Origin of the sequence: Streptomyces sp. 150FB, from assembly GCF_000818195.1 — a bacterium.
Classification (GTDB): Bacteria; Actinomycetota; Actinomycetes; order Streptomycetales; family Streptomycetaceae; genus Streptomyces.
In genome coordinates this window covers 1,352,643-1,371,563 of record NZ_JTHL01000001.1, presented here as the reverse complement: position 1 = coordinate 1,371,563, position 18,921 = coordinate 1,352,643, and the positions used below count along the sequence as shown (strand labels likewise).

Below are 18,921 nucleotides of genomic sequence, written 5' to 3'. Positions count from 1 at the left end.
AAGTCGTCGGTCAGGCCGTGCAGGCCGGTGGCCGCGGCGGGCACCGGCACCCCCGGGCTGATCAGCCACCGGGTCACCCGGGGCAGGGTGCCCGGGGCCTCCTGGACGGCCAGCGCGGCGGACACTATCCGGTCCTCCTCGGCGTCCGTCCCCGTCGTCTCCACACCGAAAGCGGCCAAAGGGCTCTCGTACCAACTCGTCATGGCCCAACTCCTCGTACCTGAACGGCAAATAGCGTGCATACGCCACCCGGGATCGGAGATACCCGGACAGGTCGGGCGGTACGCGCTGTTTACGACGGCCTGGACAAGGCTGTACGGCCCCATGGGGCGTGCGCCGGGGACGCGCGGCGGGGGCGGGCGGCAGGGGCCAATGCCAGGGGCACGGGAGCGCACCGTTTAGGGGTCAGCCCGCCCGGCTCGGTACGATTCATCGCGCGCGCCATACGATCGCGCGCACCCCCTGAGTCAGGAGAGACCGGTGTCAGACGTCCGTGTGATCATCCAGCGCGATTCCGAGCGGGAAGAGCGCGTGGTGACGACGGGGACTACGGCGGCCGACCTCTTCCCCGGTGAGCGCACCGTCGTCGCCGCGCGAGTGGGCGGCGAGCTGAAGGACCTCGCGTACGAGATCGGCGAGGGCGAGGTCGTCGAGCCCGTCCTGATCTCCTCCAACGACGGCCTGGCGATCCTGCGCCACTCGACCGCGCACGTCATGGCGCAGGCAGTGCAGGAGATCTTCCCCGACGCCAAGCTCGGCATCGGCCCCCCGGTGAAGGACGGCTTCTACTACGACTTCGACGTCGAGAAGCCGTTCACCCCCGACGACCTCAAGGTCATCGAGAAGAAGATGCAGGAGATCCAGAAGCGCGGCCAGCGCTTCTCCCGCCGGGTGGTCACCGACGAGGCGGCCCGCGAGGAGCTGGCGGCCGAGCCGTACAAGCTCGAACTCATCGGCATCAAGGGCTCCGCCTCGGCGGACGACGGCGCGGACGTCGAGGTGGGCGGCGGCGAGCTGACCATCTACGACAACCTGGACCCGAAGACCGGCGAGCTGTGCTGGAAGGACCTCTGCCGTGGTCCGCACCTGCCCACCACCCGCTACATCCCGGCGTTCAAGCTGATGCGCAACGCCGCCGCCTACTGGCGCGGCAGCGAGAAGAACCCGATGCTCCAGCGCATCTACGGCACCGCCTGGCCCACGAAGGAAGAGCTGAAGGCGCACCTCGACTTCCTGGTCGAGGCCGAGAAGCGCGACCACCGCAAGCTCGGCAGCGAGATGGACCTGTTCTCCTTCCCCGACGAGGTCGGCTCCGGGCTCGCCGTCTTCCACCCCAAGGGCGGCATCATCCGCCGGACCATGGAGGACTACTCGCGCCGCCGGCACGAGGAGGAGGGGTACGAGTTCGTCTACACGCCCCACGCCACCAAGGGGAAGCTGTTCGAGAAGTCGGGCCACCTGGACTGGTACTCGGACGGCATGTACCCGCCCATGCAGCTCGACGAGGGCGTCGACTACTACCTCAAGCCGATGAACTGCCCGATGCACAACCTGATCTTCGACGCGCGCGGCCGCTCGTACCGTGAACTGCCGCTGCGCCTCTTCGAGTTCGGGACGGTGTACCGGTACGAGAAGTCCGGCGTCGTGCACGGCCTGACCCGGGCCCGCGGCTTCACCCAGGACGACGCGCACATCTACTGCACCAAGGAGCAGATGGCGGACGAGCTGGACTCGACGCTGACCTTCGTGCTGAACCTGCTCCGCGACTACGGCCTGACCGACTTCTACCTGGAGCTGTCCACCAAGGACCCGGTGAAGTTCGTCGGCACGGACGAGGTGTGGGAGGAGGCCACCGAGGTCCTGCGCAAGGTCGCCGAGAAGCAGGGCCTGCCGCTGGTCCCCGACCCGGGCGGCGCCGCGTTCTACGGCCCGAAGATCTCCGTACAGGCGAAGGACGCCATCGGCCGTACGTGGCAGATGTCGACCGTCCAGCTCGACTTCAACCTGCCCGAGCGCTTCAACCTGGAGTACACGGGTCCGGACGGCACCAAGCAGCGGCCCGTCATGATCCACCGGGCGCTGTTCGGCTCGATCGAGCGTTTCTTCGCCGTGCTGCTGGAGCACTACGCGGGCGCGTTCCCGGCGTGGCTGGCGCCCGTGCAGGCGGTCGGCATCCCGGTCGGCGACGCGCATGTCCCCTACCTCCAGGAGTTCGCCGCCGAGGCGCGGCGCAAGGGGCTGCGGGTCGAGGTCGACGCTTCCTCGGACCGGATGCAGAAGAAGATCAGGAACCAGCAGCGGCAGAAGGTGCCCTTCATGATCATCGTCGGTGACGACGACATGAACGGGGGTACGGTCTCGTTCCGCTACCGCGACGGATCGCAGGAGAACGGCGTGCCGCGTGACGAGGCGCTGGCCAAGCTCGTCGACGTGGTGGAGCGCCGCGTACAGGTGTGAACGTGGGTGAGCGCGTCGTGACGGGCGCGCGGTGACCGGCGTGCGGTGACGGGCTCCAGGGGCTGAGCGGTCAGCTCCCCGGGGGCCCGTCCTCGTCCCGGGGCCGGTCGTCGCCCCGGGCCGGGTCCTCCCGTCCGAAGATCTGGAGGAGCCACGAGGAGAACGACCCCGTCACCGCTCCCAGCAGCGCCAGACCGCACAGCATCAGTCCCACGGCGAACAGCCGCCCCAGTGGCGTCACCGGGGTGACATCCCCGTAGCCGACCGTGGTGAGCGCCGAGCAGGCCCACCACACGGAGTCGCCGAACGTGATGATCGTCGCGCCGAGCACGCCCCGCTCCTGCTGGTAGACGGCGAGCGCGGCGGCGAAGCCGAGCAGCGCCGCGGCGATGCTGGCGTACGACATGACCCGGCCGTGCAGGCTGAGCCGGGGCTCGCCCCGGCGGCGGCGCATCACGGCGTACGCGTTCACGATCCGCAGCGGCCGCAGCAGCGGCAGCAGGAGTACGACCGTGTCCAGCCAGTGCGCCGTCACGAAGCGCGGGCCCTGTCCGCTGAGCACCCAGCGCACCGCGTAGTCCACGGCGAACACCGCCCAGATCAGCAGGGCGAGCGCGACAGCGAGGTCGATCAGCAGCGGGTCGGCGCCATGGGCGAGGACCACCACCGCGTAGCAGGCGAGGAAGAGCGGTGAGGCCGCCAGCAGCGGCAGCTCCATCGCCCGCTCCCAGCGCTTCAGCCGGTCGGCGCCGTTGCTGACATGCATCTCCCCAGCATCGCCGGGGGTAAGGAGGGAGAGGCCCGGCGACACGCTTCACGGCGCCGAAGTCATATGCTGCACAGCATGACGAGTGAGCCGGAGCAGCAGATCGGAGTGGGGACCCAGGACGCGTTCCAGCGCCTGTGGACACCTCACCGGATGGCCTACATCCAGGGCGAGAACAAGCCCACGGGGCCCGGCGCCGGCGATGGCTGTCCTTTCTGTTCCATCCCGGAGAAGTCGGACGAGGACGGGCTGATCATCGCCCGTGGCCGCTGGGTGTACGCGGTGCTGAACCTCTACCCGTACAACGGCGGACATCTGATGGTGGTGCCGTTCCGGCATGTCGCCGACTTCACCGATCTCGACGAGGCCGAGACGGCGGAACTCGCCCTGCTGACCAAGCGGGCGATGACCGCGCTCCGTACCGCATCGGGGGCGCACGGCTTCAACATCGGCATGAACCAGGGCGGGGCTGCCGGAGCGGGTATCGCCGCGCATCTGCACCAGCACGTCGTCCCGCGCTGGGGCGGCGACACCAACTTCATGCCGGTCGTCGGACATACGCGGGTGCTCCCGCAGCTTCTCGCCGACACCCGGGCGATGCTCGCCGACGCCTGGCCCGAGAAGCCGTAGCAGGGAGGCCCGGAAGCGGTGGGCTTCACGAGGTAGGGCCGTACGCGTGTGCTGCGTACGGCCCTCGGTGCGTTCCCGGGACTCGCCCCGGACGGTCCGTCCCTACGCGTCGTACGTGTCCGCCTTCTTGGGCGCCGTGTCCTGCACCGCACCGCTGAGGGAGCTGGCGCGGCCGGCGAAGCTCGTCGTGTCCACCCCGTTGTCCTCCAGCACCCGGATGACGGCGGCGTGCGTCGCCCGCAGCACCGGGGTGGCCGTACGCAGCACGTCGTCGGCCTTGAAGCGGTCACCCCAGGGCTGGTCCGCCCAGGCGTGCCGCAGGCCGAAGGGCTCCGGCAGGACGAGCTTGCCGCCGAGGTGGTCGAGGACCGGCTGGTACCAGGTGAAGGGCGCCCGTACCGCTATCCGTACGACCTCTCCCGCGTCGACGAGCGGCAGGGTACTGGTCGTGGTCTCCCAGAACTTGACGGTCTTGGCGCGGGTGACGGTCTTCGCCGCCGGCTTGCCCTTGAAGAGCCCGTGCACGGGCCCCAGCGCATGGCCGGTCACCTCGATGCGCAGCGTGTTGAACAGGACGGTGACCGTGATCATCATGGTGATCACCAGATCGCCGCCCCAGGTGGTGAACTGGATCCCGAGGTAGTGCCGGTCACCGCTGTCGAACTGGCTGTGGTTGCAGATCTTCTGTATCGCGTGAGGCTTGTACTGGAAGTGCTCGACGTCCTCACCGTCGGGCCTGCTCACCGAGCCCGCGCCGTCGGGGACGGAAGAGACGATCCAGTGCTTGACCGAAGGCGTGGGAAATCCGCCCGAGTTGAGCGGGCCGCGCTCCAGCAGCTTGAGCTGGTCGTGGATCGCCCGCACCACGTCGTAGCTGCGGAACTGGTTGATCTCCTGGCCGGGCTTCTCCGAGACCAACTGCTCGGCGAGCTGCCAGGTGCCCCAGCGGGTACCCATGCCGAGTATTCCCTTGCGCCCGGCGTAGAAGACGATGTTGGACCGCTGTTCGGCGGTGAGCTTCTCCAGCGACTGGCGCAGCTCCTCGCGCGCGGTCTCGCTGGGATGTCCGGGAACGGCCTCGGGGATCTTGGCGCCGATGCCGCCGCCGGCGAGCAGATCGGTCCAACGGGCCCGCAGGTCCTTGGCGGTGGACTCACAGATCCGCTTGGCGACCACCCAGCCGATGACCGGCGCGACGAGCATGGCGCGCAGATACAGACCCAGGAAGCCGTTGAAGGGGAGCTTGACGAGAAAGAGCACCGCCAGCGCCCCGACGGCGAGCAGGAGCAGGGTGCCGATGGCCCCCGCGCCCTTGTTCTTCGCCCCCGCCAGGTTCCTGCGCAGCATGAAGACGCCGAGCCAGATCAGCAGACCCGGCAGGAAGATCACCCCGAACACCACGGTCACGGCGGTGAGTTTCTTGTCCCGCTCCTTGCGTATGCGGTTCGCTGCGAGACAGTGCTCGACGATGGTCTGCGGCTCCGTGCCGAAGGACTGGATGAGCGCGTTGCGCCCCTTGCCGAGCATCCGCACCTGGACCGCGCGCGAGAACGCCTCGCCGAGATTCGGCGCGAAGTACTTGGAACTGCCCGCCTTGACGGTGGACTTGTGCCACTCGTTGTCGGCCTTGAGGATCTCCTCGACGGGGCTGTCGCGGTACGCGGCGGAGGCCAGGGCCTGCGTCGCGGCCGTCTGGCCCGCCCCGCCCTGGAGCGGGACCTGCGCTCCCGGGCCGAAGTCGAAAAAGTCGTTCGCCACTGCCGCCCCCACCCATTCACCGCACGGATCCGCTGCCGCGGCCTCTTCCCGACCAGCGTGTCCCTCACACCTTCGTGCCCGTACACCTTCGCGCGCGGCCACCCTTGTGCCCGGCGCACTCGATGAACAGGGCACCCCAGAGTAACCGGGTCGGGCCGCGCGCGTCACGGAACGCGATGAGGTGCTTCCGGCCTCTCTCGGGACGGTCGTGGACTGTCGCGGTACGACGAGAGGCCGCCCGGGCTTTCCGCCGCGTTCCCGGTTCGTCCATACGCGGTACGCGGGAGCCTGGTGCGGGTCCCGGCAGTGCGGCGCGACGGGCCTGGCTACGATGGGCCAGCCGGTGGCCGTCGGGGCCGCTCGGCGCACCGACCCTCGGGAAGGCCATGCTGAACAAGTACGCGCGTGCATTCTTCACGCGTGTCCTCACTCCGTTCGCCGCGTTTCTGCTCCGCCGTGGAGTCACTCCCGACGCGGTCACCCTCATCGGCACGGCCGGGGTGATGGCGGGTGCGCTGGTCTTCTTCCCCAGGGGGGAGTTCTTCTGGGGCACCATCGTCATCACGGTCTTCGTCTTCTCGGACCTCGTCGACGGCAACATGGCCCGCCAGGCGGGGATCTCCAGCCGCTGGGGCGCGTTCCTCGACTCGACCCTCGACCGGGTGGCCGACGGCGCGATCTTCGGCGGCTTCGCACTCTGGTACGCGGGCAGCGGCGACAACGACATGCTGTGCGCGGTCTCCATCTTCTGCCTGGCCAGCGGCCAGGTCGTCTCGTACACGAAGGCGCGCGGTGAATCCATCGGCCTTCCGGTCGCGGTCAACGGCCTGGTGGAGCGCGCCGAACGGCTCGTCATCTCCCTGGTCGCCGCCGGGCTCGCGGGCTTCCACCGGACCTTCGGGGTGCCGGGTATCGAGATCCTGCTGCCGATCGCGCTGTGGATCGTCGCCGTGGGCAGCGCCGTGACGCTCGGACAGCGCGTGGTGACCGTACGGCGGGAGTCCGCCGAGGCGGACGCGGCGGCGGAAGCGCAGGCCGGCAGCGGCGGGGCCACCTCATGAGCAAGGCGGCCGAACAGATCACCGACGCGCTGTACGGCATCGGCTGGAGCACCGTGAAGACGCTGCCGGAGCCGGTGGCCGCCGCTCTCGGGCGGACCATCGCCGACACCGTGTGGCGACGGCGCGGCGCGAGCATACTGCGCCTGGAGTCCAACCTCGCGCGCGTGGTGCCCGACGCCGGACCCGAGCGGCTCGCCGAGCTGTCGAAGGCCGGGATGCGCTCGTACATGCGGTACTGGATGGAGTCGTTCCGGCTGCCGGCGTGGAGTGCGGAGAAGGTCCGCGTGAACGTGGTGGTCGACGACACCCACCACCTCGACGAGGCGCTGGCGAAGGGGCGCGGCGCCGTGGTGGCGCTGCCGCACCTCGCCAACTACGACCTGGCGGGGGCGTGGGTCGCCAGCGTCCTGCGCCTGCCGTTCGCCACGGTCGCCGAGCGGCTGAAGCCGGAGTCGCTGTTCGACCGCTTCGTCGCCTACCGCGAGAGCCTCGGTATGGAGGTGCTGCCGCACACCGGCGGCTCCGCCTTCGGCACCCTCGCGCGCCGGCTGCGGGCCGGTGGCCTGATCTGTCTGGTCGCCGACCGCGATCTGTCGGCCTCCGGCATCGAGGTCGACTTCTTCGGCGAGCGGGCGAGGATGCCGGGAGGCCCGGCGCTGCTGGCGCAGCAGACCGGGGCCGCGCTGCTGCCCGTGACACTCTGGTACGACACCGCGCCGCTGATGCGGGGGCGGATACACGCACCGGTCGCCGTCCCCGAGTCAGGCAAGCGCGCGGAGAAGACGTCTGTGATGACACAGGCACTGGCAGACGCCTTCGCCGCCGGGATCGCCGAACACCCGGAGGACTGGCACATGTTGCAGCGGCTGTGGCTGGCGGACCTCGACCCGTCCCGGGAGGACGAGTGAAGATCGGCATCGTGTGCCCGTACTCCTGGGATGTGCCGGGAGGCGTCCAGTTCCACATCAGGGACCTGGCCGAGCACCTGATCCGACTGGGCCACGACGTGTCGGTACTCGCACCGGCCGACGACGGGACGCCGCTGCCGGCGTACGCCGTCTCGGCCGGGCGCGCCGTGCCCGTCCCGTACAACGGCTCTGTCGCGCGGCTGAACTTCGGCTTCCTGTCGGCGGCGCGCGTCCGCCGGTGGCTGCACGAGGGCACGTTCGACGTCATCCACATCCATGAGCCGGCGGCGCCCTCGCTCGGGCTGATCGCGTGCTGGGCGGCGCAGGGGCCGATCGTCGCGACCTTCCACACGTCGAACCCGAGGTCGCGGGCGATGATCGCCGCGTACCCGATCCTCCAGGCCGCGCTGGAGAAGATAAACGCACGGATCGCCGTGAGCGAGTACGCCAGGCGCACGCTGGTGGAGCACCTCGGCGGCGACGCCGTCGTGATCCCGAACGGCGTCGACGTCGGCTTCTTCGCGAACGCCGAGCCCAACCCGGCGTGGCAGGGCGGCACGATCGGCTTCATAGGGCGTATCGACGAGCCCCGCAAGGGGCTGCCCGTGCTGATAAGGGCCATGCCGGCGATCCTGGCCGCGCTGCCCGGGACCAGGCTGGTGGTGGCGGGCCGCGGCGACCAGGCGGAAGCGGTCGCGCCCCTTCCGGAGGAGCTGCGGTCGCGGGTCGAGTTCCTCGGAATGGTGAGCGACGAGGACAAGGCGAGGCTGCTGCGCAGCGTCGACCTGTACGTGGCGCCCAACACCGGCGGCGAGAGCTTCGGGATCGTGCTGGTGGAGGCGATGTCGGCGGGCGCGCCGGTCCTGGCGAGCGACCTGGACGCGTTCGCGCAGGTCCTGGACCAGGGCGAGGCGGGCGAGTTGTTCGCGAACGAGGACGCGGAGGCGCTGGCGGAGTCCGCCGTACGGCTGCTGGGCGACGCGGAGAGACGCGCGGAGCTGAGCGCGCGCGGAAGCGCGCACGTACGGCGGTTCGACTGGTCGACCGTGGGCGCGGACATTCTCGCGGTGTACGAAACGGTGGCGGACGGCGCGGCCTCCGTGGCGACGGACGAGCGGGCGACGGGACTGCGGGCCAGGCTGGGGCTGGCCGCGCGGGACTAGGTTCTCTACCGGGGCTGAGGTTGGGGCTCGGGCCCCAGCCGCCCGGTAGCCTTCCTCCCCGTGACCACCACCATCTGGATCGTCATTGTCGCCCTCGCGATCGGGCTGTACCTGAGCTGGACCGCCGGGCGGCTGGACCGGCTGCACGCGCGGATGGACGCCGCCCGTGCGGCACTCGACGCCCAGTTGCTGCGGCGGGCGTCCGTGGCTCAGGAGTTGGCCACCTCGAAGGTGCTCGACCCCGCCGCCTCCATCGTGCTGTACCAGGCCGCGCACGCGGCCCGGCAGGCCGAGGAGGAGCACCGGGAGGTCGCCGAGAGCGAGCTGAGCGAGGCGCTGCGCGCCGTGTTCGGCGAGGTCGCGCAGGTCGAGGCCGTCCAGGCCGCGCCCGGCGGGGAGGACGCCGCGAAGGAACTCGCCGCCGCCGTGCGGCGCGTACCGATGGCCCGGCGCTTCCACAACGACGCCGTACGGGCCGTACGCGCGCTGCGCCGGCACCGCAAGGTGCGGTGGTTCCGGCTGGCGGGCCACGCGCCGTTCCCGCTCGCCTTCGAGATGGACGACGAGCCGCCCGTCGCGCTCGCCGACCGCCCCGGCACCTGAGCCCGGCACCTGAGAACGATCCACCGGTCAACCATTGGCCCTTGCTGCGGACCGTTTCGAGGAGTTCCCTCGGAGGTGTACCAGTCCGTTGTTTTCAGCCAGTGAGGTCGCTCCGTGTCCGTTACCCCCCAGACCCCCGAGACCGGCACCGCACGCGTCAAGCGCGGCATGGCCGAGCAGCTCAAGGGCGGCGTGATCATGGACGTCGTCACGCCGGAGCAGGCGAAGATCGCCGAGGACGCCGGAGCCGTGGCCGTGATGGCCCTGGAGCGGGTTCCCGCCGACATCCGTAAGGACGGCGGCGTGGCCCGGATGTCCGACCCGGACATGATCGAGGGCATCATCGGGGCCGTCTCGATCCCCGTCATGGCCAAGTCCCGCATCGGTCACTTCGTCGAGGCCCAGGTCCTCCAGTCGCTCGGGGTCGACTACATCGACGAGTCCGAGGTGCTGACACCGGCCGACGAGGTCAACCACTCGGACAAGTGGGCCTTCACCACGCCCTTCGTCTGCGGTGCGACCAACCTGGGCGAGGCGCTGCGCCGTATCGCCGAGGGCGCGGCCATGATCCGCTCCAAGGGCGAGGCCGGCACCGGCAATGTCGTCGAGGCCGTCCGCCACCTCCGGCAGATCAAGAACGAGATCGCCCGGCTGCGCGGCTACGACAGTAACGAGCTGTACGCGGCGGCCAAGGAGCTGCGGGCCCCGTACGAGATCGTCAAGGAGGTCGCCGCGCTCGGCAAGCTGCCCGTGGTGCTGTTCTCCGCCGGTGGCGTCGCCACCCCGGCCGACGCGGCGCTGATGCGCCAGCTCGGCGCCGAGGGTGTGTTCGTCGGTTCGGGCATCTTCAAGTCCGGCGACCCCGCCAAGCGCGCCGCGGCGATCGTCAAGGCCACCACCTTCTACGACGACCCGAAGATCATCGCGGACGCGTCCCGTGACCTCGGCGAGGCGATGGTCGGCATCAACCTCGACACCTCGCCCAACGCCGAGCACTTCGCGAACCGTGGCTGGTAAAGACCGATGAACACCCCCCTGATCGGAGTCCTGGCCCTCCAGGGCGACGTCCGGGAGCACCTGGCGGCGCTGGCCTCGGCGGGCGCCGAGGCCAGTACCGTACGGCGCCCCGAGGAGCTGGCCGCGGTCGACGGTCTGGTGATCCCCGGCGGCGAGTCCACCACCATGTCCAAGCTGGCCGCGCTCTTCGGCATGCTGGAGCCGCTGCGGGAGCGCGTACGGGCCGGGATGCCGGTCTACGGCACCTGCGCCGGGATGATCCTGCTGGCCGAGAAGATCCTCGACCCCCGCTCGGGGCAGGAGACCGTCGGCGGTATCGACATGATCGTCCGCAGGAACGCCTTCGGACGGCAGAACGAGTCCTTCGAGGCGGCCGTCGAGGTGGACGGTGTCGGCGGCGGCCCGGTGGAAGGCGTTTTCATCCGGGCCCCGTGGGTGGAGTCCGTGGGCGCCGAGGCGGAGGTGCTCGCCGAGTACGGGGGCCATGTCGTCGCCGTACGCCAGGGCAACGCCCTCGCCACGTCCTTCCACCCGGAACTGACGGGCGACCACCGGCTGCACCAGTTCTTCAGCGACATGGTGCGCTCCGCCCGGTGACGCTTCCCCGGTAGGATCGCTGCCGAACGGAGCAGAATTGGTTACGCGAAGGAGACAGGCAGATGTCCGGCCACTCTAAATGGGCTACGACGAAGCACAAGAAGGCCGTGATCGATGCCAAACGCGGCAAGCTCTTCGCGAAGCTGATCAAGAACATCGAGGTCGCCGCACGCACCGGCGGCGCCGATGTCGAAGGCAATCCGACGCTGTTCGACGCCATCCAGAAGGCGAAGAAGAGCTCGGTACCGAACAAGAACATCGACTCGGCGGTCAAGCGCGGCGCCGGTCTCGAAGCAGGTGGCGCCGACTACGAGACCATCATGTACGAGGGCTACGGCCCCAACGGCGTCGCGGTGCTCATCGAGTGCCTCACCGACAACCGCAACCGCGCCGCCTCCGACGTACGGGTCGCGATGACCCGTAACGGCGGATCGATGGCCGACCCGGGCTCCGTCTCCTACCTCTTCAACCGCAAGGGCGTCGTGATCGTCCCCAAGGGCGAGCTGGGCGAGGACGACGTCCTGGGCGCGGTCCTCGAAGCGGGTGCGGAGGACGTCAACGACCTCGGCGACTCCTTCGAGGTGCTCAGCGAGGCCACCGACCTGGTCGCCGTCCGTACCGCGCTCCAGGAAGCCGGCATCGACTACGACTCGGCCGACGCCAACTTCGTCCCGACCATGCAGGTCGACCTGGACGAGGACGGGGCCCGCAAGATCTTCAAGTTGATCGACGCGCTGGAGGACAGCGACGACGTGCAGAACGTCTTCGCCAACTTCGACGTCTCGGACGACGTGATGGAGAAGGTCGACGCCTGACCCGTCCGCAGCGCGGATGACGTCATCTGACGGGCCGACAGGGAGATTTCTCCCTTCGGCCCGTCGGCCGATACCTGCCACCACCGCTCGTGGTGAGTACTCCGTACACCCCTTCCCGATGTCGGCCCGACGCGTTGTCAGTGCGGACCGATACTGTGCTGATCAGCGGGAACAGTTGACCGAGCGTGAGGGGAGGGGCGCGATGCGGGTTCTGGGTGTCGACCCCGGTCTGACCCGGTGCGGTGTCGGAGTGGTGGAGGGCGTCGCGGGACGGCCGCTGACGATGCTCGGCGTCGGAGTGGTGCGTACGCCCGCCGACGCGGAGATCGGGATGCGGCTGGTCGCCATCGAGCAGGGCATCGACGCCTGGCTCGACGAGCACCGGCCCGAACTCGTCGCGGTGGAGCGGGTGTTCGCCCAGCACAATGTGCGTACGGTGATGGGCACCGCGCAGGCGAGCGCGGTCGCCATGCTCTGCGCCTCACGCCGTGGCATCCCCGTCGCCCTGCACACCCCCAGCGAGGTCAAGGCCGCCGTCACCGGAAGCGGCCGTGCCGACAAGGCGCAGGTCGGCGCGATGGTGACCCGGCTGCTGCGCCTCGCCGCACCGCCCAAGCCGGCCGACGCCGCCGACGCGCTGGCCCTCGCCATCTGCCACATCTGGCGAGCCCCCGCCATGAACCGCCTCCAGCAGGCGCACGCGGCGGCCCGTCCCTCCCGTATCCCCGCCACCGCACCCGTCCGGAAGGTCACGCGATGATCGCCTTCGTCAGCGGCCAGGTCGCCGCCCTCGCTCCGACCACGGCCGTCATCGAGGTCGGCGGGATCGGCATGGCGGTCCAGTGCACCCCGGGCACACTCGCCGAGCTGCGCATCGGCAAAGAGGCGAAGCTCGCCACCTCCCTCGTGGTCCGGGAGGACTCCCTCACGCTCTACGGCTTCGCCGACGACGACGAGCGCCAGGTCTTCGAGCTGCTCCAGACCGCCAGCGGCGTCGGGCCCCGGCTCGCCCAGGCGATGCTGGCGGTGCACGCGCCCGACACCCTGCGGATCGCCGTCGCCTCCGGCGACGAGAAGACCCTGACCGCCGTCCCCGGCATCGGCAAGAAGGGCGCGCAGAAGCTGCTGCTGGAGCTGAAGGACCGGCTCGGCGACCCGGTCGGCGCGGGAGCGGGCCGCCAGGGCATCGGTACGGCCCTCTCAGCCTCCTGGAGCGACCAGCTCCACGCCGCCCTCATCGGCCTCGGCTACGCCACCAGGGAGGCCGACGAGGCCGTGACCCTGGTCACACCCCAGGCGGAGGCCGCCGTGGCCGCAGGGGACCAGCCACCCGTGCCACAGCTCCTGCGCGCGGCGCTCCAGAGCCTCAACCGAACGCGTTGACCCGACCCCGAGGTGACCAGAAGTGAACTGGGACGAGACCGGCACCGAGACGCAGGAGCCGGGGGACGCGGCCGACCGGATCGTCGCTTCCTCCGCCGACGGCGAGGACCAGGCCGTCGAGGCGGCGCTGCGCCCCAAGTCGCTGGAGGAGTTCGTCGGCCAGGAGCGCGTCCGTGAGCAGTTGGACCTGGTGCTGAAAGCGGCCCTGGCGCGTGGCGCCACCGCTGACCATGTACTGCTTTCGGGGGCACCCGGCCTCGGGAAGACCACTCTTTCGATGATCATCGCCGCTGAGATGAACGCCCCGATCCGCATCACCTCGGGCCCCGCCATCCAGCACGCCGGCGACCTCGCTGCGATCCTCTCCTCCCTCCAGGAGGGCGAGGTCCTCTTCCTCGACGAGATCCACCGGATGTCCAGGCCCGCGGAGGAAATGCTGTACATGGCGATGGAGGACTTCCGCGTCGACGTCATCGTCGGCAAGGGGCCGGGCGCCACCGCCATCCCGCTCGAACTGCCGCCCTTCACCCTGGTCGGCGCCACCACCAGAGCCGGACTGCTGCCGCCCCCGCTGCGCGACCGCTTCGGCTTCACCGGGCACATGGAGTTCTACGACAGCGCGGAACTCCAGCGCGTCATCCACCGTTCGGCCCAACTCCTCGACCTGGAGATCGACGCCGACGGAGCCGCCGAGATCGCGGGCCGCTCCCGCGGCACGCCCCGTATCGCCAACCGCCTGCTGCGTCGCGTACGGGACTATGCCCAGGTCAAGGCCGACGGGTACATCAACCGTGACGTGGCGGCCATCGCCCTGAAGGTGTACGAGGTCGACGCCCGCGGGCTCGACCGCCTCGACCGGGCCGTACTGCACGCCCTGCTGAAGCTGTTCGGCGGCGGCCCTGTGGGCCTTTCGACCCTGGCTGTCGCCGTGAACGAGGAGCGTGAGACCGTCGAGGAGGTCGCCGAGCCTTTTCTCGTACGCGAGGGGCTGCTCGCCCGCACTCCGCGCGGCCGGGTCGCCACCCCCGCGGCCTGGGCGCATCTCGGTCTCGTACCGCCGCAGCAGCCGCCGGGCGCAAGCGGACAACAGGGTCTGTTCGGGACGTGACGCGGGCCACCCTTACACGCACAGGAACCACGGTGCGATGCTGGGCGTTGTTCCAATGATGCGGACTCGCCTAGACTCCGCCGATGCCGCCCTTCCGGGTAGGCGTGCCCACCCCCGTAATCAGGCCGCTCGACAGCGCGGTCGTGCGAAGGAAGTTCCCTCCCGTGAGTCTCGTGACCATCCTCCCCTTCATCGTGCTCATCGGGGCCATGTTCCTGATGACCCGGTCCGCCAAGAAGAAGCAGCAGGCGGCGGCTGCGATGCGCAACGACATGCAGCCCGGCTCGGGCGTCCGGACCATCGGCGGTATGTACGCCCTGGTCAAGGAGGTCCACGACGACATGGTTCTTCTTGAGGTCGCGCCCGGCGTGCACGCCGCGTACGCGAAGAACTCCATCGGCGCGGTCCTCGCCGACGAGGAGTACAACCGGATCGTGAACGGCGACGACGGGCACGACGACGACCTTGATCTCGAGGGCACGCTCGTCCCCGACGACGCCTCTTCGCTGATCGACGCCGACAGCGCGTCGGAAGGCTCCAAGATCGACCTGGGCAAGAAGCCCGAGGCCGTCTCCGACGAGCCCGCCGACGCGAAGGCCGACACGGACACCGAGTCCGCGGACGCCGAGGCCGAAGCGAAGTCCGACGCCACGTCCGAGGTCAAGGCCGGCGGTAAGCGCGAGGCCAAGACCGACGGCGAGGCCGACGCGAAGTAGGCACATCCGTGGGCGCGGGCCGTGTCGACGGTCCGCGCGGTGCGCGGTACGTGCCGATTTCTGCGGGGCAGGGTCCCCACATCACTTCGTGGCCGCTCCGGCGCACACCGGGCGAGGGGCGGTTGGACAGGGAGAAACGAGAAGGTGGCAGCACCTAATAAGGGCCGAAGGCCGGCGGGGGCATCCGGCAAGCCGGGCCGCACCCTGGCACTGTTCCTGATCGCCGTCGTCGCGCTCACCGCCGGGATGTTCGCCTCCGGCCAAACCACGCCGCGCCTGGGCATCGACCTCGCAGGCGGCACGAGCATCACGCTCAAGGCGCAGAACACGCCTGGCAAGCCGAACGCGATCAACAAGACGAACATGGACACAGCGGTCAACATCATCGACCGCCGCGTCAACGGTCTGGGTGTTTCGGAGACCGAGGTCCAGACCCAGGGCGATGACAACATCATCGTGAACATCCCGAAGGGGACGGACGAGCAGCAGGCGCGCGAGCAGGTCGGCCAGACCGCCCAGCTCTACTTCCGGCCGGTCCTGACCGTCGCCGACGGCGGCGGGGCGACCAAGCCGGCGCCCAGCGGCTCGCCGAGCGGTTCACCGTCGCCGAGCGGCTCCCCGAGCCCCAGCGGCAAGCCGTCGGCCGGCACACCCAAGGCCGACACCCCGTCCAAGAACGCCACGCCTTCCTCCAGCGCCACCACCCAGGGCCGTCCCGTCACGGACGCGCTCAAGGCGGACGCCTCGCCCACCCCGGGCTCCACGGCCACCGGCAAGACCGACCCCTCGGGCCAGCCCAGCGCCCCGGCGTCACCGCCTCCCGCCAGCCCCCCGCCCGCTCCGGACCCCGCCACAGCGGCGCTCCAGAAGAAGTTCACCGACCTGGACTGCACCAACCAGAACCAGCGCACCACGGTCAACCAGTCCTCGGGTCCCAAGGACACGATCGTGGCCTGCGGTCAGGACTCCTCGGGCAAGCAGTGGGAGAAGTACGTACTCGGCCCGGCCGAGCTCGAAGGCACCGACGTCTCCAAGTCGCAGGGCGTCTTCGACCAGCAGCGCGGCATCTGGCTCGTCACGCTGAACTTCACCGACGCCGGAACGAAGAAGTTCCAGTCGATCACGAGCAAGATCTCGCAGCAGCAGCCCCCGATGAACCAGTTCGCCATCGTCCTCGACGGCAACGTGGTCTCGGCGCCCTCGGTCAGCGGCACGCTCGGCGCCAGCGCCGAGATCTCCGGCAGCTTCGTCCAGAAGTCGGCCCAGGACCTCGCGAACGTCCTCTCGTACGGTGCGCTGCCGCTCACCTTCCACGAGGAGAACGTCTCCACGGTCACGGCCGCGCTCGGTACCGAGCAGCTCCAGGCCGGTCTGATCGCCGGTGCGATCGGCCTCGCCCTGGTGATCATCTACCTGGTGGCCTACTACCGCGGTCTCTCCCTGATCGCGCTGCTGTCCCTGCTCGCTTCGGGGATCATGACGTACACGATCATGTCGCTGCTCGGCAGCGCCATCGGATTCGCACTCAACCTGCCCGCGGTGTGTGGTGCGATCGTTGCGATCGGTATTACCGCGGACTCGTTCATCGTGTACTTCGAACGTATCCGTGACGAGATCCGCGAGGGCAGGACCCTGCGTCCCGCCGTCGAGCGTGCCTGGCCGCGTGCCCGGCGCACCGTGCTGGTCTCGGACTTCGTGTCGTTCCTGGCCTCCGCCGTGCTGTTCGTCGTCACGGTCGGCAAGGTGCAGGGCTTCGCGTTCACCCTCGGTCTGACCACCATCCTCGACGTGGTCGTGGTGTTCTTCTTCACCAAGCCGGTGATGACGCTCCTCGCGCGTACGAGGTTCTTCTCCAGCGGTACTCCTTGGTCCGGACTGGACCCGAAGCGGCTCGGTGCCAAGCCGCCCCTGCGCCGCACCCGCCGTACCGGATCTTCCACCGACCAGCCCAAGGAGGCGTGAGATGTCGCGAATCGGTGCGTTCGGCGCCCGTCTCTACCGCGGCGAGGTCGGTTACGACTTCGTCGGGAAGCGCAAGATCTGGTACGGGATCTCGATCCTGATCACCATCACGGCCATCGTCGGCCTCGCCGTGCGCGGCCTGAACATGGGCATCGAGTTCAAGGGCGGCGCGGTCTTCACCGTCCAGCACACCAGCATCTCCGTCACCCAGGCCCAGAACGACGCGCAGGCGGCCGCTCCCGGTCATGAGGCGGTCGTCCAGCAGCTCGGCAAGGACGGGATGCGGATCCAGATCAGCGAACTGGACCCGCAGACCTCCAACAAGGTGACGGACCAGCTCGCCAAGGACCTCAAGGTCGACCGGAACGACGTCGCCGCCGACCTGGTCGGTCCGAGCTGGGGCGAGACCGTCGCCAACAAGGCCTGGCTGGGCCTCGGGATCTTCCTGCTGCTCGTGGTGATCTATCTGGCCATCGCCTTCGAGTGGCGGATGGCCGTCGCCGCGCTGGTCGCCCTGATCCACGACCTCACCATCACCGTCGGTGTGTACGCGCTGGTCGGCTTCGAGGTCACGCCGGGCACCGTGATCGGTCTGCTGACCATCCTCGGTTACTCGCTCTACGACACCGTCGTGGTCTTCGACAGCCTCAAGGAGCAGTCGAAGGGCATCACCAAGCAGACGCGGTGGACGTTCAGCGAGGTCGCGAACCGTTCCATCAACGGCACCCTGGTGCGTTCCATCAACACCACCGTGGTCGCGCTGCTGCCGGTCGCCGGGCTGCTCTTCATCGGTGGCGGCCTCCTCGGGGCCGGCACGCTGAACGACATCTCGCTGTCGCTGTTCGTCGGCCTCGCCGCCGGCGCGTACTCCTCGATCTTCATCGCCACGCCGCTCGTCGCCGACCTCAAGGAGCGCGAGCCGCAGATGAAGGGCCTGAAGAAGCGGGTGCTCGCCAAGCGGGCGGCGGCCGCTGCCAAGGGCCGGCCCACCGAGGACGAGATGACGGACGACGAGTACCGCGACCAGGACGGTACGGAAGACGACACCGACCAGGTGACGCCGCCCGCCACCGTGGTCGCCGGCCCGCGCAACCGCAGCGGCCACGGCCGTTCGTCCCGGGGGTCCCGATGATCGACGACAGCACGCGGGAGCTGCTGCTCAGCCGTATCCGGGACGTCGCCGACTACCCGAAGCCGGGCGTGAAGTTCAAGGACATCACGCCGCTGCTCGCCGATCCGAAGGCGTTCTCCGCGCTGACGGACGTGCTCGCCGAGCTGTGCGCGCGGTACGGCGCGACGAAGATCGTCGGCCTGGAAGCGCGCGGCTTCATCCTGGCGGCGCCGGTCGCCGTCAGGGCGGGCCTGGGCTTCATCCCCGTACGCAAGGCGGGCAAGCTGCCCGGCGCGACGCTGTCGCAGTCGTACGAGCTGGAGTACGGCACCGCCGAGATGGAGGTGCACGCCGAGGACCTGGGCGCCGGCGACCGGGTGGTCGTCATCGACGACGTCCTCGCCACCGGCGGTACGGCCGAGGCGTCCCTGGAGCTGGTCCGGCGGGCCGGGGCCGAGGTCGTGGGGGTGGCCGTCCTGATGGAGCTCGGCTTCCTCGACGGCAGGAACCGGCTGGAGCCGGCGCTGCGTGGAGCACCCCTCGACGCACTGATCACCGTCTGACAGGTTTGACACGGTCGGAAACGGCCATGCGTACATCATCGCGACCCAAGGACGGGCACCCGGGAACAAGCGGGTGCCCGTCCCGTGTTATCCACAGCCTTCGCTCCCGGGGCGAGAGGGACGCCCGGGATCGATACCATGGAGCATCCGGGCCTGACCGGGGTCCCCGGATCCGCACGAGGAGCGCTCTTGCCAGACGAGGCCAAGCCACTGGCTGCCGCAACGCCCGATCAGCACGCCGACCGGCCCGCTGCGGCGCCTGCCCTGCCGCAGCGCGACGTACCGGCCGACGCTGAGGTGGCG

18 protein-coding genes and 1 pseudogene are annotated in these 18,921 nt (G+C 69.7%); 16 read left to right on the top strand and 3 right to left on the bottom strand.

Features of this window, described 5'->3' with window-relative positions; genetic code table 11:
* A pseudogene (locus QR77_RS48285) lies at positions 1-203 on the bottom strand (3'-5' exonuclease); the annotation flags it as partial.
* Between the two features lie 277 nt (positions 204-480).
* On the opposite strand from QR77_RS48285, the gene thrS reads away from it, so the two are divergent.
* A complete protein-coding gene (thrS, locus tag QR77_RS05425) occupies positions 481-2,457 on the top strand; it encodes a threonine--tRNA ligase (RefSeq protein ID WP_040019984.1) in 1,977 nt (658 codons plus the stop codon).
* 70 nt (positions 2,458-2,527) lie between these two features.
* Here the strand turns inward: thrS and QR77_RS05420 are convergent, their stop codons facing one another.
* Positions 2,528-3,175, bottom strand: a complete 648-nt coding sequence (locus tag QR77_RS05420; RefSeq protein WP_236711058.1) for a potassium channel family protein — start codon at positions 3,173-3,175, stop codon at positions 2,528-2,530.
* 114 nt (positions 3,176-3,289) lie between these two features.
* Here QR77_RS05420 and QR77_RS05415 point away from each other — a divergent pair, with 114 nt between their 5' ends.
* Positions 3,290-3,853, top strand: coding sequence for an HIT domain-containing protein (locus QR77_RS05415; protein WP_040019980.1), 564 nt, complete (start codon positions 3,290-3,292; stop codon positions 3,851-3,853).
* 102 nt (positions 3,854-3,955) lie between these two features.
* Here the strand turns inward: QR77_RS05415 and QR77_RS05410 are convergent, their stop codons facing one another.
* Positions 3,956-5,611 (bottom strand): hypothetical protein, encoded by a 1,656-nt coding sequence (locus QR77_RS05410; RefSeq protein WP_040019979.1) that lies wholly within the window; start codon positions 5,609-5,611, stop codon positions 3,956-3,958.
* Positions 5,612-5,997: 386 nt separating this feature from the next.
* Between QR77_RS05410 and pgsA the strand changes: the two genes are divergently transcribed.
* From pgsA to QR77_RS05340, 14 genes are all read left to right on the top strand, one after another.
* Positions 5,998-6,672, top strand: a complete 675-nt coding sequence (gene pgsA / locus QR77_RS05405) for a phosphatidylinositol phosphate synthase (protein ID WP_040019977.1) — start codon at positions 5,998-6,000, stop codon at positions 6,670-6,672.
* Positions 6,669-7,580, top strand: a complete 912-nt coding sequence (locus QR77_RS05400; protein WP_040019975.1) for a phosphatidylinositol mannoside acyltransferase — start codon at positions 6,669-6,671, stop codon at positions 7,578-7,580. The genes pgsA and QR77_RS05400 overlap by 4 nt, the downstream gene beginning before the upstream one ends.
* Positions 7,577-8,743: a glycosyltransferase family 4 protein gene (locus QR77_RS05395; RefSeq protein ID WP_040019973.1), complete on the top strand. Its 1,167-nt coding sequence runs from the start codon at positions 7,577-7,579 to the stop codon at positions 8,741-8,743. Before QR77_RS05400 ends, QR77_RS05395 begins: the two co-directional genes overlap by 4 nt.
* Before the next feature lie 60 nt (positions 8,744-8,803).
* Positions 8,804-9,346, top strand: coding sequence for a membrane protein (locus QR77_RS05390; RefSeq protein ID WP_040019971.1), 543 nt, complete (start codon positions 8,804-8,806; stop codon positions 9,344-9,346).
* 114 nt (positions 9,347-9,460) lie between these two features.
* Positions 9,461-10,363, top strand: coding sequence for a pyridoxal 5'-phosphate synthase lyase subunit PdxS (gene pdxS, locus QR77_RS05385; RefSeq protein WP_040019969.1), 903 nt, complete (start codon positions 9,461-9,463; stop codon positions 10,361-10,363).
* Positions 10,364-10,369: 6 nt separating this feature from the next.
* Positions 10,370-10,960, top strand: coding sequence for a pyridoxal 5'-phosphate synthase glutaminase subunit PdxT (gene pdxT, locus QR77_RS05380; protein WP_040019967.1), 591 nt, complete (start codon positions 10,370-10,372; stop codon positions 10,958-10,960).
* A gap of 62 nt (positions 10,961-11,022) precedes the next feature.
* Positions 11,023-11,775: a YebC/PmpR family DNA-binding transcriptional regulator gene (locus tag QR77_RS05375; protein WP_040019966.1), complete on the top strand. Its 753-nt coding sequence runs from the start codon at positions 11,023-11,025 to the stop codon at positions 11,773-11,775.
* Between the two features lie 202 nt (positions 11,776-11,977).
* Positions 11,978-12,535, top strand: a complete 558-nt coding sequence (gene ruvC / locus QR77_RS05370; RefSeq protein WP_040019964.1) for a crossover junction endodeoxyribonuclease RuvC — start codon at positions 11,978-11,980, stop codon at positions 12,533-12,535.
* Entirely contained in the window at positions 12,532-13,158 is a 627-nt protein-coding gene (gene ruvA, locus QR77_RS05365; protein ID WP_040019962.1) for a Holliday junction branch migration protein RuvA, read from the top strand. The genes ruvC and ruvA overlap by 4 nt, the downstream gene beginning before the upstream one ends.
* A gap of 22 nt (positions 13,159-13,180) precedes the next feature.
* A complete protein-coding gene (gene ruvB / locus QR77_RS05360) occupies positions 13,181-14,266 on the top strand; it encodes a Holliday junction branch migration DNA helicase RuvB (protein WP_040019961.1) in 1,086 nt (361 codons plus the stop codon).
* Between the two features lie 164 nt (positions 14,267-14,430).
* Positions 14,431-14,982: a preprotein translocase subunit YajC gene (yajC, locus tag QR77_RS05355; RefSeq protein WP_040019959.1), complete on the top strand. Its 552-nt coding sequence runs from the start codon at positions 14,431-14,433 to the stop codon at positions 14,980-14,982.
* A gap of 144 nt (positions 14,983-15,126) precedes the next feature.
* Entirely contained in the window at positions 15,127-16,944 is a 1,818-nt protein-coding gene (gene secD, locus QR77_RS05350) for a protein translocase subunit SecD (RefSeq protein ID WP_040019957.1), read from the top strand.
* A gap of 1 nt (position 16,945) precedes the next feature.
* Positions 16,946-18,076 (top strand): protein translocase subunit SecF, encoded by a 1,131-nt coding sequence (gene secF, locus QR77_RS05345; protein ID WP_040019956.1) that lies wholly within the window; start codon positions 16,946-16,948, stop codon positions 18,074-18,076.
* Entirely contained in the window at positions 18,073-18,618 is a 546-nt protein-coding gene (locus tag QR77_RS05340; protein WP_040019955.1) for an adenine phosphoribosyltransferase, read from the top strand. Before secF ends, QR77_RS05340 begins: the two co-directional genes overlap by 4 nt.
* Positions 18,619-18,921 lie beyond the last annotated feature (303 nt).

What these genes read in the sequence shown, in the direction of transcription:
- QR77_RS05420 (WP_236711058.1), bottom strand. Translation starts at nt 3,175, where the DNA reads ATGGAGCTGCCGCTGCTGGCGGCCTCACCGCTCTTCCTCGCCTGCTAC.
- QR77_RS05415 (WP_040019980.1), top strand. Translation starts at nt 3,290, where the DNA reads ATGCTGCACAGCATGACGAGTGAGCCGGAGCAGCAGATCGGAGTGGGG.
- pgsA (WP_040019977.1), top strand. Translation starts at nt 5,998, where the DNA reads ATGCTGAACAAGTACGCGCGTGCATTCTTCACGCGTGTCCTCACTCCG.
- QR77_RS05400 (WP_040019975.1), top strand. Translation starts at nt 6,669, where the DNA reads ATGAGCAAGGCGGCCGAACAGATCACCGACGCGCTGTACGGCATCGGC.
- pdxT (WP_040019967.1), top strand. Translation starts at nt 10,370, where the DNA reads ATGAACACCCCCCTGATCGGAGTCCTGGCCCTCCAGGGCGACGTCCGG.
- QR77_RS05375 (WP_040019966.1), top strand. Translation starts at nt 11,023, where the DNA reads ATGTCCGGCCACTCTAAATGGGCTACGACGAAGCACAAGAAGGCCGTG.
- ruvC (WP_040019964.1), top strand. Translation starts at nt 11,978, where the DNA reads ATGCGGGTTCTGGGTGTCGACCCCGGTCTGACCCGGTGCGGTGTCGGA.
- ruvA (WP_040019962.1), top strand. Translation starts at nt 12,532, where the DNA reads ATGATCGCCTTCGTCAGCGGCCAGGTCGCCGCCCTCGCTCCGACCACG.
- secF (WP_040019956.1), top strand. Translation starts at nt 16,946, where the DNA reads ATGTCGCGAATCGGTGCGTTCGGCGCCCGTCTCTACCGCGGCGAGGTC.
- QR77_RS05340 (WP_040019955.1), top strand. Translation starts at nt 18,073, where the DNA reads ATGATCGACGACAGCACGCGGGAGCTGCTGCTCAGCCGTATCCGGGAC.